The organism is Rhodococcus sp. C3V (assembly GCF_029269915.1).
GTDB lineage: Bacteria > Actinomycetota > Actinomycetes > Mycobacteriales > Mycobacteriaceae > Rhodococcus_F > Rhodococcus_F qingshengii.
In genome coordinates, this window is record NZ_JARJBE010000005.1 from 36,538 (window position 1) to 51,916 (window position 15,379).

The window sequence follows — 15,379 nt, forward strand, 5'->3', positions numbered from 1 at the left end:
TCGAGCGGTGAGCGGACGGTCAGTCCTTCGGTCCACCGGCGACGTAGACGACCTGACCGGAAACGAAGCCCGCGCCTTCGCTGACGAAGAACGACGCGGTGTGCGCGATGTCCTCGGGCTGACCGACACGGTTGACCGGGATCTGCGAAGCGGCAGCGGTCTTGAAGTCGTCGAAGCCGACGCCCATGCGCTCTGCCGTTGCGGCGGTCATCTCGGTTTCGATGAATCCGGGTGCAATGGCGTTGGCGGTGACGCCGAACTTGCCCAGCTCGAAGGCCAATGTCTTGGTGAATCCCTGCATGCCGGCCTTGGCTGCGGAGTAGTTGACCTGTCCGCGGTTGCCGAGAGCCGACGTGCTCGAGAGGTTCACGATGCGGCCGAACTTCGCTTCCACCATGTACTTCTGCACCGCACGCGACATGAGGAACGCTCCGCGCAGGTGGACGTTCATCACCGAATCCCACTCGGCAACGCTCATCTTGAACAGAAGGTTGTCGCGAGTGATGCCGGCATTGTTGATCAGTACGGTGGGTGCACCCAGTTCTGCGGCCACACGATCCACTGCTGCAGCAACCGAATCCTCGTCGGAGACGTCAGCGCCGACGGCCAGCGCCTGGCCGCCGGCGGCCTTGATCGCGTCGACGGTTCCGGCACACGCCGCTTCGTCGAGGTCGAGCACGGCGACGGCAAAACCGTCTTCCGACAGTCGCTTCGCTACTGCCGCACCGATTCCGCGTGCGGCACCCGTGACAATTGCGGTTCTACGTTCCTGGCTCACTGGCCCTCCATACTTTCGTGATTCGACGGACACCGGACGATCTCGTCAGATCCCGGCCTGATCTGCAATTTCCCTGGCTTTGGCGACCAAGGCGTCAATACGTTCCACGGTGGGAGTTCCGCTCTCGGCGGCATTCTGCGGTTCGTCGCGGGCGCGACGCATCACGCCCTCGGCGATCACGGCAATCTTCCACAGTCCCAACGTGTGCCAGAACTTCAGCGCAGCAGGATCCCGTCCGGTGGCCTCGAGATAGATCCGGGAGATCTCCTCTCGCGAGGGGAATCCCGGGAGTGCCGACGCCGGGAAATCGCCGCCGGTATTCTCACCAGCCGCCGGCCAGTACGCCAACAAGCTTCCGACGTCCGCCAACGGATCACCGAGTGTGCACAGTTCCCAGTCGAGGGCCGCGACAACTTCGCCGTTGCTCGCTGAGGTGATCACATTGCGTAGGTGAAAGTCGCCGTGCACCAACGTGGTTTCAGTGTGATCCGGCTGGGCTGCAATCAGGCGTCGGGTGAGATCGTCGAGATCAGGGCATTCCCGCGTCTTCGACTGTTCCCATTGACCTCCCCAACGCTTCAACTGCCGTGCAGCGTAGGGCTTGTGGCTCGCCAGGTCGTCGAGACCGGCCTGCTCGAGGTCGACGGCGTGTATCTTCGCCAGCGTCTGAGCGAGCGAGATTCCGATTGCCCGGCGACGATCATCCGACAACGCCTCCGCAAGAGGCATTCGGTCCACCACTTCGCCGTCCACGAATTCCATGAGGAGCAGCGGAACTTCGGTGACGGCAGGATCCTCGGTCAACCCGAATACTCTCGGCGAAGGCACGTCGGTGGATTCGAGAGCGCTCAGGATTCGAGCCTCACGCGCCACGTCGTGAGCCGAGGCCAGCAGATGCCCCAGCGGTGGGCGTCGTAGCACCCAGCGATTGCCGTCCTGATCGCGAACCAGGTACGTGAGATTCGACTGCCCCAAGCCGATTCGATCGAAGGACAACGGCCCGGAAAAGTCGATCCCCAGGCCTGCGATCCACCCGGTGACCGCTTCGGTATCGAGTCCCACTACTCCGACGCTAGCCACCGACGGACGCTCCCTGCCGGAACGGGAGTGCGTCACCCAACAACTGGCCACCGTCGATGGTCATGATCTCACCGGTGATCCACTGGGCTGCATCCGAAACCAGGAAGGCAATGGCAGCGGCCACGTCCTCGGGTTCACCGATGCGTCCGAGAGCAGTCGACGCGGACACCGCTTCTTCGTGTTCTTTCCACAGAGCTTCGGCGAGTTTGGTTCTCACCACTCCCGGCGCAACGGCATTGACACGAATCTTCGGTGACAACTCGAGCGCCAACTGCTTGGTGATGTGGATCAGAGCAGCCTTCGACGCGTTGTACGTACCGATTCCCGCCTCGAACGCCATGCCGCCGATCGAAGCGGTGTTGACCACGGAACCACCGTGCTCGCCCATCCAGGCCCGCGCTGCGAGGCCGGTCCACAGGACTGGAGCCCACACGTTGACGTCGAAAGTCTTGGCGAAGCGCGAGTGATCCTGGTTGATGATCGGCCCGAACGACGGGTTGGTGCCCGCGTTGTTCACCAAGATGTCGAGACTGCCGAAACGCTCGATCGTCTGCTCGACGCACTTGCGTGCAGCATCCTCGTCCGTCGCGTGAGCGCCGACGCCGATCGCGTTGCCGTTCACCTGCGCGGCAGCCGCATCTGCGGATTCCTGTGAGCGCGAAGTCAGTACGACGTTTCCGCCCGCCGCCGCAATCGCCTGCGCGGTCGCGAGGCCGATGCCCCGCGATGCGCCTGTGACGATTGCCGTCTTACCGGTGAGATCCAGTCCTGCCATGTCAGTTCGCCTTGACTTCGCGGTACTTGCGCAGTTCCTGCTTGGCGATGGCGCGCTTGTGCACCTCGTCCGGGCCGTCGGCCAGGCGAAGGGTGCGCATGTGGGCGTAAGCCATCGCGAGCGGGAAGTCGTCGGTGACGCCGCCACCGCCGTGAACCTGGATGGCGCGGTCGATGATCTTGAGCGCGATGTTCGGTGCCGCAACCTTGATGGCTGCGATCTCGGTGCGCGCTTCCTTGTTGCCCACCGTGTCCATCATGTGTGCGGCCTTGAGCGTGAGCAGTCGAACCATCTCGATGTCGATACGAGCCTCGGCGATCCAGTCCTGGATATTCGCGTTGTCACTGACGGGCTTCCCGAAGGTGATGCGGGTGGATGCGCGCTTGCACATCAGTTCCAGTGCGCGCTCGGCCATTCCGATTGCACGCATGCAGTGGTGGATGCGGCCGGGGCCGAGGCGGGCCTGGCTGATCGCGAATCCTTCACCCTCACCGGCGAGAATGTCCTTGGCCGGGACGCGCACGTCCTCGAAAGTGATCTCGCCGTGTCCTTCGCGGTCCTGGTAGCCGAAAACCGGCAGGTTGCGCAGGATCGTGACGCCGGGAGCATCGATCGGCACGACCATCATCGACTGCTGACGGTGGGTGGCGGCATTGAAGTCGGTCTTACCCATGACGATCAGAACCTTGCAGTTCTGGTGCAAGGCGTTGGAAGCGAACCACTTACGGCCGTTCAGCACGTACTCGTCGCCGTCACGGTCCATACGGAGCTGGATGTTGGTGGCGTCGGAGCTGGCAACCTCGGGCTCGGTCATCGCGAAAGCGGAACGAATTTCGCCTTCGAGAAGCGGCTTGAGGTACTTCTCCTTGTGCTCGTCGGTGCCGAAGAGCGTGAGCACCTCCATGTTTCCCGTGTCCGGAGCGGCGCAGTTGGTGGCCTCTGAGGCCAGGTGGCTGCGGCCCATGATCTCCGCGAGCGGTGCGTATTCCAGGTTGGTCAGGCCGGGGCCCCATTCGGGATGGGGATGGAAGAGGTTCCACAGCCCGCGGGCCTTGGCTTCCTTCTTCAAGTCGTCGATGATCGGCGGCTGAAAGTGCGGGTTACCGGACTCACGCATCTGCTCTTCGTAGACCGCTTCGGCCGGGTAAACGTGCTTGTCCATGAAATCGAGCAGTTCGGCCTGGTACTTCTTGGTGCGATCCGAGAACTCAAACACTGACATGTGAACTCCTGACAGAGAGGGAAGGAAAATTGGGGGCTCGATGTTCGAGATGGCTGTTGACACCCTCGACGACATCCGGGCCGTGAAATGCGTTCAGCATCAGCGATTCCGCATGCCTGGCGGAATCAGTGAAGGTCGAGTGCGCGTCGGCACTCATCTGAGATTTGATGACGGAGAGGGACGTCGGCGAGCAGTTCGCCGCGATGTCCTCGGCGTAAGCAATCGCCGCATCCAGAACGTCACCGCCGGTGACCAGGTGGTCGATCAGACCGATGCGGTACGCCTCGTCGGCGTCCACCATCCGGCTGGAAAGCAGAAGATCGACTGCTCGACTGTGCCCGACCAAGCGGGGCAACATCCAGGAGATGCCGTACTCCGCAATCAGGCCTCGACGCGCGAACGCGGTAGTGAATCGTGTTGCGCTCGAACCGAAACGAACGTCGCAGTACAGAGCCTCGACCATTCCGAGCCCGGCAGCGACGCCGTTGACGGCGGCGATCAGCGGCTTGCGGATGGTGGTCGGGAAATGACGGTCTCGCGGCCGGACAAGATCACTTTCGGAGACTTCGCCGACGTTCTTCAAATTGCCGAGGTCAGCCCCCGAGCAGAATCCTCGGCCGGAGCCGGTGACAACAATTGCTCGGACACTGGGATCTTCGTCTGCCACGGCCAGAAAGTCGTAGTACTGATCTTCGAGCTCGTTGGTCCACGCGTTGAGAACGCGGGGCCGATTGAATGTCAGAACCAGCACCGCTCCTCTCTGCTCGGAGAGGACGAGTTCCTCGGTCATCGTGTTCCCGCGAGGAGCGACGCCTGGTACCGGCGCATCCCGCGCAGCCAACGGTCGTAGTCGGCGCCCTTCTGCCGGTACATGTCCAGCACGTTCTTGTGCGGAAGGATGAGAAATTCTTCGGCATCCACTGCCGCAAGAACGATTTCGGCGCATTCGGCAGGCTCGAGAACATTGCCTGCCGCAAGCACGGCTCCGGTTGCGGCCTTGCCGACCGGATCGCCGGAGTTCTCACCTTCGTAGAGAAGCTTGGTGTTGACGCCCATCGGGCACAAGCAACTGACGCGAACACCCTGATCTCCGTAGGTGATCGAGAGCCACTCGGCAAACGCGACCGCGGCATGTTTGGTCACCGAGTACGCGGCGGACCCGACCTGACTGAGCAAGCCGGCCGCAGAGGCCGTGCTGATGAAGTAGCCCTCCCCGCGCTCCGTCCAGCCGGGGACGAGGAGCCTGGCAGCGCGAATGTGGGCGCGAACGTTGACGTCGATCGTCGTGTCCCAGACGTCTTCACTGATGTCGAGGCCCATGCCACCGGTAACGCCGGCATTGGCGAAGTAGAGGTCGACCGGGCCGAATTCCTTTTCCGCCTGCGCGATCAGGCCCGCAATGACCGTCTCGTCGGAGACGTCGCCACCGGCAGACACGGCCGCTCCGGGACGCTCCGCGTTGATCGCCTCTGCTACTGCCGAAGCTGCTGCCCCGTCCAGGTCAGCCACTACGACGCGAGCACCCTCGGCAGCCAGTCGCTCGGCCAGTGCACCGCCGATTCCCCCGCCGCCACCGGTGACAATTGCTACCTTCTGGGCAACCTTCATGAGCGATTCCTCTCGCTTGCGTCATACCTACGCGCTGACAGTGATCCACGTCTCCCCTCATGTATAGTTGAATCCGGCGTCAGTTTCAACCGTCGAATCGCGACGGTCACCCGAACGGCCCGTTCCGTCCTCCTGAACTGCGAGTAAAGGGATAACGATGACTGAAAACCAATTGCCCGTCCGCCCGTCCACCTTCGCCGAGCTCGAGAAGCTCATCGGCCAGGAACTTGGCCCGACGGAGTGGTACGACATCACCCAGGAGCGCATCAACGCGTTCGCCGAAGCCACAAACGATCATCAGTGGATTCATGTCGACCCGGAACGAGCCGCATCGAGCCCGCTCGGCAGCACGATCGCGCACGGACTCTTCAGCCTCTCACTGGGACCCCAGTTCTCCTACCAACTCATCCACTTCGACGGCTTCGCCCACAGCCTCAATTACGGCTACGACAAGGTTCGCTTCCCCGCTCCCGTTCCCGTGGGATCCCGGGTCCGCATGCGCGCAACCGTCGTGTCCGCGGAGCAGTTGCCCGGCGGAATCCAAGTGAAGATGAGCCAGGTGGTCGAGCGCGAGGGTTCCGACAAGCCCGTCGTGGTCGCCGAATCCGTCGCTCGCGTCGTCGAAAAGAGCTGAACCGAAAAAGAGCTGAACCGAGACTGGGACGCCCGGCCGCTCGAACATCGATGCAGCCGGGGCGGCCCACCTCGTCAGAGACGGTCGGGGAACTTCAGAGCGTTCGCCCACAGATCGGTCACAGTGGCGACAATCTGATCGAACTCCGGTGAACGCCCGTCCACCTCACCCTCACGAAGGGTGAACAGACTGTAGGCGAGTCGACTCACCATGCCGGACAGAGCAATCGACGCCGTCATCGGATCCAGCGCCGTGTCCGCGATGCCGCGGGACTGCAGATCTGCGATCCCGCGGGCATTACGGCGTATGAACGCATTGGCACGCTCGCTGCGGAACTTCCGGAACTCCGGGTCGATGTGAGCAACCTGCTCCATGAGCCCCATCAACTTCGCATTGCGTTGATACGCGGCCAGATACGCTCGATTACTTGCCTCGAGCACGGCGTACGGATCGTCCGCGCTCGCAACGCGTCCCATGCCCGGGTGCATCATGTCGTCTCGCGCGACCTCGAGGACGGCGGCGAACACCTCTTCCTTGTTCGCGAAGTACGTGTAGAACGATCCCGTCGCGCAACCGGCTTCTTTTGCGATGTCGATCAAACGTGCATCGAGATAGCCACTGCGCTCGAAAACCTTACGGGCAGCAGCAACCAATGCCGCACGCGTGCGTGTCCCCCGCTCGGTGGTCGGTCGATCCCGGAGCAGCGCGGGCGGAGCCACCGGTAAGGCGGCAATTCGCGATTCGTCGTCGAGCACGGTGCGCTCCTCATCCTTCCGATCAACATCATTTTCGGGACAATCCCAGCAGACTCGATGTTGACGCCGGATTCAAGTGTACGCTCTGGTGAGACCCAGGACACACAATTGGTCGATTCCTCCCGAAAGGCAGAACCATGGTTAGCGTTCTCGACCCGGTGACCCGTCACGCGGAAGCCACTCCGGAAAATATTGCAATTCGCGGCACGGATAGTCATTGGACATACCGACAGCTTCACGACGCGTCTCTGGCGTTTGCCGGCCGCATTCGCGACGAAGGGTTGAGCATCGGCGACCGGGTTCTGCTCGCGGCGCCGTCGGTGCCTGAATTCATCGTGGCGTACATGGGGATTCAGGCTGCAGGTTGTGTCGTGGTGCCCATCAACACGATGTCGGCGCAACCCGAAGTCGAGTACGTACTGGACGACGCCGAGATTTCGCTGGCGATCGCCTGGCACCAGCTCGGTCCCGCAGTTCAGGATGCAGGGAGTGCGCGCGGCGTCCCGGTGTGGACGCTCACCGAAGAATCGGCGAAGGCCGACCATCCACCGGCAACGGTGGTCGACCGCGACGCAGCGGACACCACGGCGATTCTCTACACCTCCGGTACCACCGGACGTCCGAAGGGCGCTCAGCTGACAGTCGGGAATCTGTTGTCTGCCGGTGAGATCGGCGCCGAGAGCAGCCGCGGAAATCCCTCGGACCGCACCGGTACCGGGCTGCCGCTCTTTCACATCTTCGGCCAGGGTTCGGTCATGATGGCAACCTTCACCGGCGGCGGATCGCTGTCCCTGCTCGCCCGGTTCGACCCGGCCGCCATGCTCGATCTGGTGCGTCGGGACAAGCTCACCATCATGGCGGGCGTCCCCACCATGTGGAATGCCATGCTGCACGCCGCAGCCGACGTGGACAGCTCCGACTTCGAACAACTGCGGATCGCAATCTCCGGTGGCGCATCACTTCCCGGTGAAGTCGCTCGCGCCTTCGAAGCACGGTTCAACTGCACAATCCTCGAGGGCTACGGCCTGACCGAGACGAGCGCATTCGGAACTTTCAACAGCATCGACCGCGTCGCAAAGATCGGATACACCGGCCGCGCCGTACCGCGCACCGAGGTCGAGGTCCGTGATCACGACGGAAATGTCTGCCAGGCAGGCACAGTGGGCGAGGTATTCATCAAAGGACCGACGGTCATGAAGGGCTACTGGAGGCGCCCGGCCGACACGGCCGCCGTCCTGTCCGACGACGGATGGTTCCGCACCGGAGACCTCGGCGAGACCGACGCCGACGGTGACCTTCGCATCGTCGACCGCGTCAAGGACCTCATCATCCGCGGTGGATACAACGTCTATCCAGGCGAGGTCGAAGAGGTGCTCTACCAGCACCCCGACATCATCGAGGCCGCGGTGATCGGTATACCCGACGACTACTACGGCGAGGAGGTTGCGGCGGTGGTGGCCGTGCGCCCAGGCTCCGACCTCGAAGCAGATGACGTCACCTCGTGGGCTCGGGAACGTCTGTCCGCCTACAAGATTCCGCGGGTGGTCCAGTTCATCGACGCGCTCCCGAAGGGTTCGACGGGAAAGATCCTCAAGCGATCGATCGACCGCACCGAACTCCTCGCCCAGAAGCAGAACTGAAAACACAGGTGAACCCCGGCGAGATTTCGCCGGGGTTCACCTGTCCATGCGCTCAGAGTGCGTCGAAGTACTCGATCTGCGGGGCGCCTGCGAGGAAGGGCGCCATCGCCTTTCCCGCGGCCTGGAAATGCTCGGACGATCCATGGGCCTTGATCGCAGCACTGTCTTGATACAGCTCCATGAACTTGTACGAATTCGTATCCGTCTTCGAGCGGATCAGTTGATACAGAACCGTTCCGGGCTCTTCCGTGCGCACCTTCTCGGCAAGTTCGGCGACTACGGCTTCGAACTGTTCGCCGCTTCCGTCTTTGACGGTGATATCCGCGATGACAGCAATCATTCATTCCTCCAAAAGTGTTCCAGCAGTATTCGAGTGTTACCGAGAACCTACAGTTTCACTGCATGGGCAGTAGTCCGAACGTCGATTCCAACTGACTGCGAGTGCTTTCCGCATCGGTGTGGAGAATGCCGGCGATCCCCAATCGTGCCGCGCCGTCGAGGTTCTGTTGCAGGTCGTCGATCATCACGGCGCCTTCGGGCGCTACACCCAGCCGCTCACACGCGATGGTGTAGATCTGACGAGAGGGCTTACGAATCCCTACTTCCGAGGAGATCACCACTTCGTCGGCGAGGTCCTCGAGCACAAAACCCGCGTAGCAATCACGCCCGAAAGCATTGGACACGAGCGCAACAGGGTGACCCGCCGCTCGGACGTCCGCAATCAGTCGCACCATCTCTTCGTCTCGGACAAGCCCGGCCTGCATACGGTCGACCAATCCTTCGCTGTCCACGACGGCGCCGTGCGCTCGTAGCCGTTCCCCGAATCCTGCTTCGAAGGCCTCCTGGTCGATCTTTCCGGATTCGTGATCGGAGAGCAGTTTCTTCGAGACGTCGTCGCGGGAGAGCAGGGTCAACGGAAGTCGTGGGTCGCCCCCAAGTGAGGCCCCGAAATCTTCGAAGGCCCGCAGCACACTGGAGGTGAGAACTCCACCGAAATCGACGAGCACTGCCGTACGCGTGGGTGTCATTGCTCCATCAGACACCAAACATGAACCCGGCGTCAACATCAATTTTGGCGTAGCGAGAATTGCAAAGTGTTGATCCACAACCGGTTGACCGTATCGAGCAGACCATCGAAGGTCACTCCGGCGGCGCCGTCCTCGCCGCCGCGGGATACGAAGTACCCGAACGCAAGTCGACTGATCATCCCGGAGAGTGCCCGAGACGTCAGTAGCGGATCCAGATTCGCGTCCGCCAGTCCGGCCTTCTGCAGCTTCTCGATACTGCGCGCGTTGCGTCGAACAAACGCGTCAGCACGCTCGAGGCGGAGAACCCGGAACTCCGGATCGATGCTTGCTACCTGCTCGAGCAGTCCCATCAGCTTCGCGTTCCGTCGGTATGCCTCGAGGTACGCGCGGTTACTCGCCGCGATGACCTCAGCAGGATCCGCGCCTTTCGGAGTGTGCGGCATACCCGGATGCATCATGTCTTCGCGCGCCAACTCCATCACTGCCGCGAAGATCTCTTCCTTGCTCGCGAAGTAGGTGTAGAAGGTACCGGCCGAGCACTGCGCCTCCACAGTGATGTCGATCAGCCTCGAGTCCAGATAGCCGGACCGTTCGAAAACGGTGCGGGCCGCATCGATCAACGCTCGACGCGTACGCAAACCACGCTGAGTGGAGGGGAGTTCCCGTGACACTGTCGACGAAGCATCTTCGGAGCCTGTGCGTGCTGCAGCCATGCTCCAGTTATACGTCAGACGCCCGCTACCGGTGACCGATAGCGGGCGTCTACTCGAAACCGAAAGAGTTACTTGGCGTACAGGTGCGCGCCCGGAATTGCGTTCGGATCGTCCCGAACTTCCTTCGGGTTGGTCTCTTTCAGCACCCAGGCACTGAAGAAGGTCACCAGACCCATGAGGGCTACGAACACGGCAACCCATGTAGTGGTCCCGGTCTTCGCGATGAGTGCCGTCATGATGAACGGAGTACCACCGCTGACCGTGATCGCCGCCAGCTGGTACGCCAACGATGCTGCCGAGTAACGCACGTTGGGCGCGAACAGCTCACCCATGTACGCAGCGATCGGCCCGTAGGTCATCGACTGGAACACGCTGCCGACTGTCACCGCGATGAAGAACAGCGGCAGGGACTTGGTGTTGATCAACCAGAAGTACGGGAATGCCCAGACCACGATCGCCGCGGCGCCGATCAGGATCATCGGACGACGACCGATCTTGTCGGACATCTTCCCGGACCACAGCACCACACCGACTGTCAGCAACGCACTCAGGAGCGAGATGATGAGCAGTGAGTTCCGCTTCAACCCCAGTTCGGTTGTGCCGTAGCTGAGCACGCCGGCGATGCTGATGTAGAACAGTGCATTGGTGGCGGCCAGAAGTCCGCAGCCAAGCAGGATCTTGCGCCAGTGATCCTTGAGCGCCTGCGCCAGTGGAGCCTGAACGACCACGTCCTTTTGGTTCTTCTTGGCGTCTTCCTGCAACTCGAGGAATTCCGGCGTGTCCTCGACCTTCGTCTGGATGTACAGAACCACGGGGAAGAGCAGCGCGCTGGCGAAGAACGGAACCCGCCAACCCCAGCTCAGGAATGCTTCGTTGGAAATGGTCGCGGTCGCGACGAGGAAGACCAAGTTGCCCAGCACTACACCGAACGAAACACCCATCTGACCGAAAGTGCCTGAGAATCCGCGCTTCTTGGGACTCGCTGATTCGGTGAGGAGAAGGACGATTCCGCCCCACTGGCCACCGCAGGCGAGACCTTGGATGAATCGCAGTGTCACGAGGAGAATCGGAGCGACTACGCCGATTGCCGAAGCACTCGGAATCGCGCCGATCAGGAACGTCGCGACAGCCATCAGCAACAGGCAGGTGACGACGGCGGGCTTACGTCCGTACTTGTCGCCGAAGTGTCCGGCGACCAAACCGCCGATGGGGCGGGCAACGAAGCCGGCCCAGAACGTACTGAACGAGAGCAGTGTACCCATCAGTGCGGATGAATCGGGGAAGAACACATGCGGAAAGACCAGTGCCGCAGCCGTTCCGTACAGGAAGAAGTCGTACCACTCGATGGAACTGCCGAGCAGTCCCGCGCCTAGAAGTTTGCGGTGCGCCTTCTTCTTCTTCCGTTCCTGATCGGACAGGCCCCCTGCCTGCGTGCTCGAATCCACTGCCGATCTCGTCATGGGTTACTCCTCGATGGGTCGGACGCTCGTCGCGCCGGGAGTTGAGAAGCGGAACCGGGCCAGAAGTAGAAACTGACACCAACTTCAACTCTGTGGCGTTGCGATCAGTCTGCGATACAAAAAGAGTGATGTCAATCACTGAAATGCATTGCCGCATAGGGGACTAAATCCCCTACCGATGCTCGTCAGCCACCACGACGAATGGCCGGCTCACCTTGTCGGCGGCCGGCAATTCGTTTGTCAGGTAGATCTAGTTCGGTACCCGCAGTTCACGACGAAGAATCTTGCCGCTCACTGTTTTCGGCAGGTCGTTCATGACCTCGACGATGCGTGGATACTTGTATGCTGCAAGCCTTTCCTTGCAAAACTCGACCAGATCCTCGGTGGTCGCCTCGAAACCGTCCTTGAAAGACACGAAGGCCTTCACGGTTTCGCCCCGATACGGATCCATGACACCGACGACGGCAGCTTCTCGTACGGCGGGGTGTTCGTAGAGAACATCTTCCACTTCGCGTGGCCACACTTTGAAGCCCGACGCATTGATCTGATCCTTCATCCGGTCGACGATGTAGAACCAACCGTCGCCGTCCATGAATCCGATGTCGCCGGTGTGAAAACGCCCGTCCGGCATGGCATGTGCGGTCTCGTCCGGCTTGTTCCAGTATCCGAGTGCAACCTGGGGACCGGAGACCACGATCTCGCCGTACTCCCCGACCTGTACCGGCTTGTCGTTCTCGTCCACCACCTCGGCGTACGTATTCGATACCGGTACGCCGACAGCAACGGCCCCCGACGCCGGATCTACCGGCGCTTCACGCGAATTCGGCACCACGATTGCCGGGCTGTTCGTCTCGGTCAGCCCGTAGCCGTTGTGAATGTAGTGACCGAACTTCGACCGGAACGCTTCCAACGCCGCGTGCGGGATCGGCGCTCCACCCGAATACACCGATTCGAGACTGCTCAGCGATTCCTTCGAGACTGCCGCGCTGTCCGTCCACGCGATGAATACGGTGATCGCTCCGATGATCGCGGTAGCCCGATGCTCCGAAATCGACTCCGCTGCAACGATGGGATGGAATCGGCAGGTCAGAATCGTGGGCGCGCCGGCCAGGAGTGGAGCCGCGACGTGCCCGATCAACCCGGTGATATGGAACAGTGGCGCCACCGCGAACATCGCGCCGCCGGGGCGCAACCCCAGCCAGTCCCGATAGATCTGCGCTGCGAACACGACATTTGAGTGCGTGTTCATCGACCCCTTCGGCGGGCCGGTCGTCCCCGACGTATAAGGAAGGTAGGCAAGGTCTTCCGGGGACAGATCGACCTTCTCGGGCTTCTGCCCTCGATGAGCCTCGATCAATTCCAGTAGATCCGGAAATCCATCGTGCCGAATCCTGGACGCCGAACCGAAGATCCGTTCATCGTCGCGCGACTGAAAATCCAGTTCCGACGTGGTGATCACCCGTCTCACTGCGGTGCCCTCGGACGCAGTCGCCACGGTCTCGGCCGAGGACTCGAGACAGATGACTGCTACCGCTCCGCTGTCCGCGAGTACGGTGGACAGCTCACGGTCCCGGTACATCGGATTGACCGGAACGACGACAGCGCCGAGTTTCCAGACCGCGACTGTCGCGATGACGAACTGCGGAACATTCTGCAGGACAAAGGAAACTCTGTCGCCGAACCCGATTCCGTCCACGGCGAGGGCTACGGCAAGCGCATCCGACATCTCGTCGAGCTCGGCAAAGCTGACGGTCCTGTCGAAGTACCTGATGATCGGGGCGGTGCGATCGCGCTCCAGCGACGCACGGAACATCGTGAGGGCGTCGACGTGCTCGATGTCTACGTTCGGCGGAGTGTCGGCGTCGTAATTGGCGAGCCAGGGCTTGCTCTCGTACACGTTGGTCATATCTCAGCTCTCGAAGTACCGACGTGGGTTGTCCACCAGCATCGCCTTGACCTGGTCTTCGGTGACACCACGTTCGAGCAGCGCCGGAATGACATCATCACTGATGTGGGTGTAGTTCCAGTTCGGAAGTGCCGCTTCTCTTGCAGCACTGGGGAAGTAGTCGATGAAACACGACGCGTCATGTGCCAGAACCATCTTCTCCGCGTAACCGCGACGGGCCATCTCCACCACCGTGTTGACACGATCCTCGAACGACAGGAACGGTTCGAGACCGAAACGGTCCATCCCCAGTAGCGAACCGGCATCGGCCAGCGCACACAGGTAGTCGAGATCGGTGGTGTCGCCGGAGTGACCGATGACCACCTTGGTCAGATCCGCACCCTCTTCGGCCAGAACCTTCTGCGCGACCAGCCCGGATTCAGTGTGCGGATTGGTGTGCACGGTGATCGGCACTCCCGTTTCCACCTGCGACTGTCCGACCGCGCGCATGACCCGCTCGACGCCGGGGGTAAGGCCCGGCTCCTCGATGGCGCACTTCAGGAAGGAGGCTCGGACACCGGTTCCGGCGATTCCTTCCCTGATGTCCTTGACGAACAGTTCGACCATCGGCTCGGGGCCGTCGAACAGCAATCCCGGTCCGGTGTAATGGAATTGGAAGGGAATGTCGTTGTAGGTGTAGATGCCGGTAGCAACGATGATGTTGAGATCGACCTGCTCGTTGATCCGGACGATTCGCGGAATGTACCGGCCGAGGCCGATCACCGTGGGATCGACGATCGTGCTGATTCCGCGGGACTTCACCTCGGTCAGCTTTGCCACCGCGTCCGCTACCCGTACTTCCTCGTCCCAGGGTTCGGGGTAGTCGGGGTAGTTCTGGCGCAACTCCTCACCCAGAACGAAGACATGCTCGTGCATCAACACCTTTCCCAGATCGGCTGTGTCCACCGGCCCACGAACGGTTTGTACTGAACTCATCGATCGAACCCCTGACTGTGATCGCCATCACTAACATGAGACAATGAGCTAGTGTGTCTCACGCGGCCAGGTTCGTCAATAGGCTCGATCCCCCGAGGCTCACCATTTTTCAACGGCCGAAATTGTGCAGTACCGGACAACCGGAGAGAATGTCCCGATGCCTACCGACCTCGAACGCCGACGCGCGATCGACACCGCCGCGAGCATGTACCTCGCGGAGGAACCACTCGACATGTCACTGCTCGCCGAACGTCTCGGCGTAGGCCGCGCGACGCTGTACCGCTGGGTCGGCAACCGCGACGAACTGCTCGGAACAGTGCTGGCCGAGGCCACCGAACGGACATACCGAAAGGCGATGTCACAGGCGTCGGGGCAAGGTCCGGAGTACATTCTCGACGTCTTCGGCCGCGTTATGCGATCGGTGGAATCGTCGACAGAACTGCGCGCGCTGACCAAACGCGAACCGATGGTGTTCATCAAACTCGCGATGATGCCCGGCTCCATCGAATCGATCTCCGCCTCCATTACCGCCGAAATCTTGCAGTCCCAGGTCGACGCCGGCCAACTGACGATCACGCTCTCGCCGCAAGTGCTGGGCGAAGCCCTCGTTCGCATCTGCGACGTACACCTCTACGCCCCCCTGCTCGGCCGAGAAAAGGCCGAGATCGAGACGGCCCTCGACCTGATCGCACTGCTCCTCGGCGTCACCCGCAACTGACTCGCTTCGACCGCGTGAACACTACGGCGACACACCGGCCACCCGAGTCCTCAGACGTCTGATGAGTTGTTACTCTTTCGGTACCCA

16 protein-coding genes are annotated in these 15,379 nt (G+C 61.6%); 3 read left to right on the top strand and 13 right to left on the bottom strand.

All coding sequences use genetic code 11. From position 1 onward, the window contains the following. Positions 1 to 19 precede the first annotated feature (19 nt). The 6 genes from fabG to P3G66_RS15070 are packed head-to-tail and all read right to left on the bottom strand — an operon-like array spanning position 20 to position 5,463. Positions 20 to 778, bottom strand: coding sequence for a 3-oxoacyl-ACP reductase FabG (gene fabG, locus P3G66_RS15045; RefSeq protein WP_007730831.1), 759 nt, complete (start codon positions 776 to 778; stop codon positions 20 to 22). 45 nt (positions 779 to 823) lie between these two features. Continuing rightward, on the bottom strand, positions 824 to 1,858 hold the full coding sequence (locus P3G66_RS15050) for a phosphotransferase family protein (RefSeq protein WP_192712776.1): 1,035 nt from the start codon (positions 1,856 to 1,858) through the stop codon (positions 824 to 826). After that, positions 1,851 to 2,633 carry an SDR family oxidoreductase gene (locus P3G66_RS15055; protein WP_007730827.1) on the bottom strand — a complete coding sequence of 261 codons (783 nt, stop codon included), beginning with the start codon at positions 2,631 to 2,633 and terminating at the stop codon, positions 1,851 to 1,853. The genes P3G66_RS15050 and P3G66_RS15055 overlap by 8 nt, the downstream gene beginning before the upstream one ends. A gap of 1 nt (position 2,634) precedes the next feature. Then, positions 2,635 to 3,855: an acyl-CoA dehydrogenase family protein gene (locus P3G66_RS15060; RefSeq protein WP_019745701.1), complete on the bottom strand. Its 1,221-nt coding sequence runs from the start codon at positions 3,853 to 3,855 to the stop codon at positions 2,635 to 2,637. Continuing rightward, positions 3,842 to 4,645 carry an enoyl-CoA hydratase-related protein gene (locus tag P3G66_RS15065; protein ID WP_050656976.1) on the bottom strand — a complete coding sequence of 268 codons (804 nt, stop codon included), beginning with the start codon at positions 4,643 to 4,645 and terminating at the stop codon, positions 3,842 to 3,844. Before P3G66_RS15065 ends, P3G66_RS15060 begins: the two co-directional genes overlap by 14 nt. After that, the gene (locus P3G66_RS15070) at positions 4,642 to 5,463 is read right to left on the bottom strand and encodes an SDR family oxidoreductase (protein WP_003942864.1); all 822 of its coding nucleotides are present in this window, start codon (positions 5,461 to 5,463) and stop codon (positions 4,642 to 4,644) included. Before P3G66_RS15070 ends, P3G66_RS15065 begins: the two co-directional genes overlap by 4 nt. Positions 5,464 to 5,620: 157 nt before the next feature. On the opposite strand from P3G66_RS15070, the gene P3G66_RS15075 reads away from it, so the two are divergent. Continuing rightward, complete coding sequence (locus P3G66_RS15075) at positions 5,621 to 6,097, top strand: MaoC family dehydratase (RefSeq protein WP_003942878.1); 477 nt, start codon at positions 5,621 to 5,623, stop codon at positions 6,095 to 6,097. Between the two features lie 74 nt (positions 6,098 to 6,171). Here the strand turns inward: P3G66_RS15075 and P3G66_RS15080 are convergent, their stop codons facing one another. Further along, complete coding sequence (locus tag P3G66_RS15080) at positions 6,172 to 6,852, bottom strand: TetR/AcrR family transcriptional regulator (RefSeq protein ID WP_054187502.1); 681 nt, start codon at positions 6,850 to 6,852, stop codon at positions 6,172 to 6,174. A 137-nt stretch (positions 6,853 to 6,989) separates the two neighbouring features. Between P3G66_RS15080 and P3G66_RS15085 the strand changes: the two genes are divergently transcribed. Further along, the gene (locus tag P3G66_RS15085; protein ID WP_064113685.1) at positions 6,990 to 8,492 is read left to right on the top strand and encodes an AMP-binding protein; all 1,503 of its coding nucleotides are present in this window, start codon (positions 6,990 to 6,992) and stop codon (positions 8,490 to 8,492) included. A gap of 52 nt (positions 8,493 to 8,544) precedes the next feature. Here P3G66_RS15085 and P3G66_RS15090 read toward each other — a convergent pair whose 3' ends face one another. The 6 genes from P3G66_RS15090 to P3G66_RS15115 form a co-directional block, all read right to left on the bottom strand. Then, on the bottom strand, positions 8,545 to 8,832 hold the full coding sequence (locus P3G66_RS15090) for a putative quinol monooxygenase (protein ID WP_007730819.1): 288 nt from the start codon (positions 8,830 to 8,832) through the stop codon (positions 8,545 to 8,547). A gap of 55 nt (positions 8,833 to 8,887) precedes the next feature. Continuing rightward, a complete protein-coding gene (locus P3G66_RS15095) occupies positions 8,888 to 9,520 on the bottom strand; it encodes an HAD family phosphatase (protein ID WP_042446307.1) in 633 nt (210 codons plus the stop codon). Positions 9,521 to 9,558: 38 nt separating this feature from the next. Further along, positions 9,559 to 10,233 (bottom strand): TetR/AcrR family transcriptional regulator, encoded by a 675-nt coding sequence (locus tag P3G66_RS15100; protein ID WP_003943027.1) that lies wholly within the window; start codon positions 10,231 to 10,233, stop codon positions 9,559 to 9,561. Between the two features lie 68 nt (positions 10,234 to 10,301). After that, positions 10,302 to 11,693 (bottom strand): MFS transporter, encoded by a 1,392-nt coding sequence (locus P3G66_RS15105; protein WP_003943131.1) that lies wholly within the window; start codon positions 11,691 to 11,693, stop codon positions 10,302 to 10,304. A gap of 250 nt (positions 11,694 to 11,943) precedes the next feature. Further along, the gene (locus tag P3G66_RS15110) at positions 11,944 to 13,599 is read right to left on the bottom strand and encodes an AMP-binding protein (RefSeq protein WP_276116785.1); all 1,656 of its coding nucleotides are present in this window, start codon (positions 13,597 to 13,599) and stop codon (positions 11,944 to 11,946) included. 3 nt (positions 13,600 to 13,602) lie between these two features. After that, positions 13,603 to 14,574 carry a phosphotriesterase gene (locus P3G66_RS15115; RefSeq protein ID WP_030536044.1) on the bottom strand — a complete coding sequence of 324 codons (972 nt, stop codon included), beginning with the start codon at positions 14,572 to 14,574 and terminating at the stop codon, positions 13,603 to 13,605. A gap of 157 nt (positions 14,575 to 14,731) precedes the next feature. Here P3G66_RS15115 and P3G66_RS15120 point away from each other — a divergent pair, with 157 nt between their 5' ends. Continuing rightward, positions 14,732 to 15,292, top strand: a complete 561-nt coding sequence (locus P3G66_RS15120) for a QsdR family transcriptional regulator (RefSeq protein ID WP_003943195.1) — start codon at positions 14,732 to 14,734, stop codon at positions 15,290 to 15,292. The last annotated feature ends 87 nt before the right edge of the window (positions 15,293 to 15,379 follow it).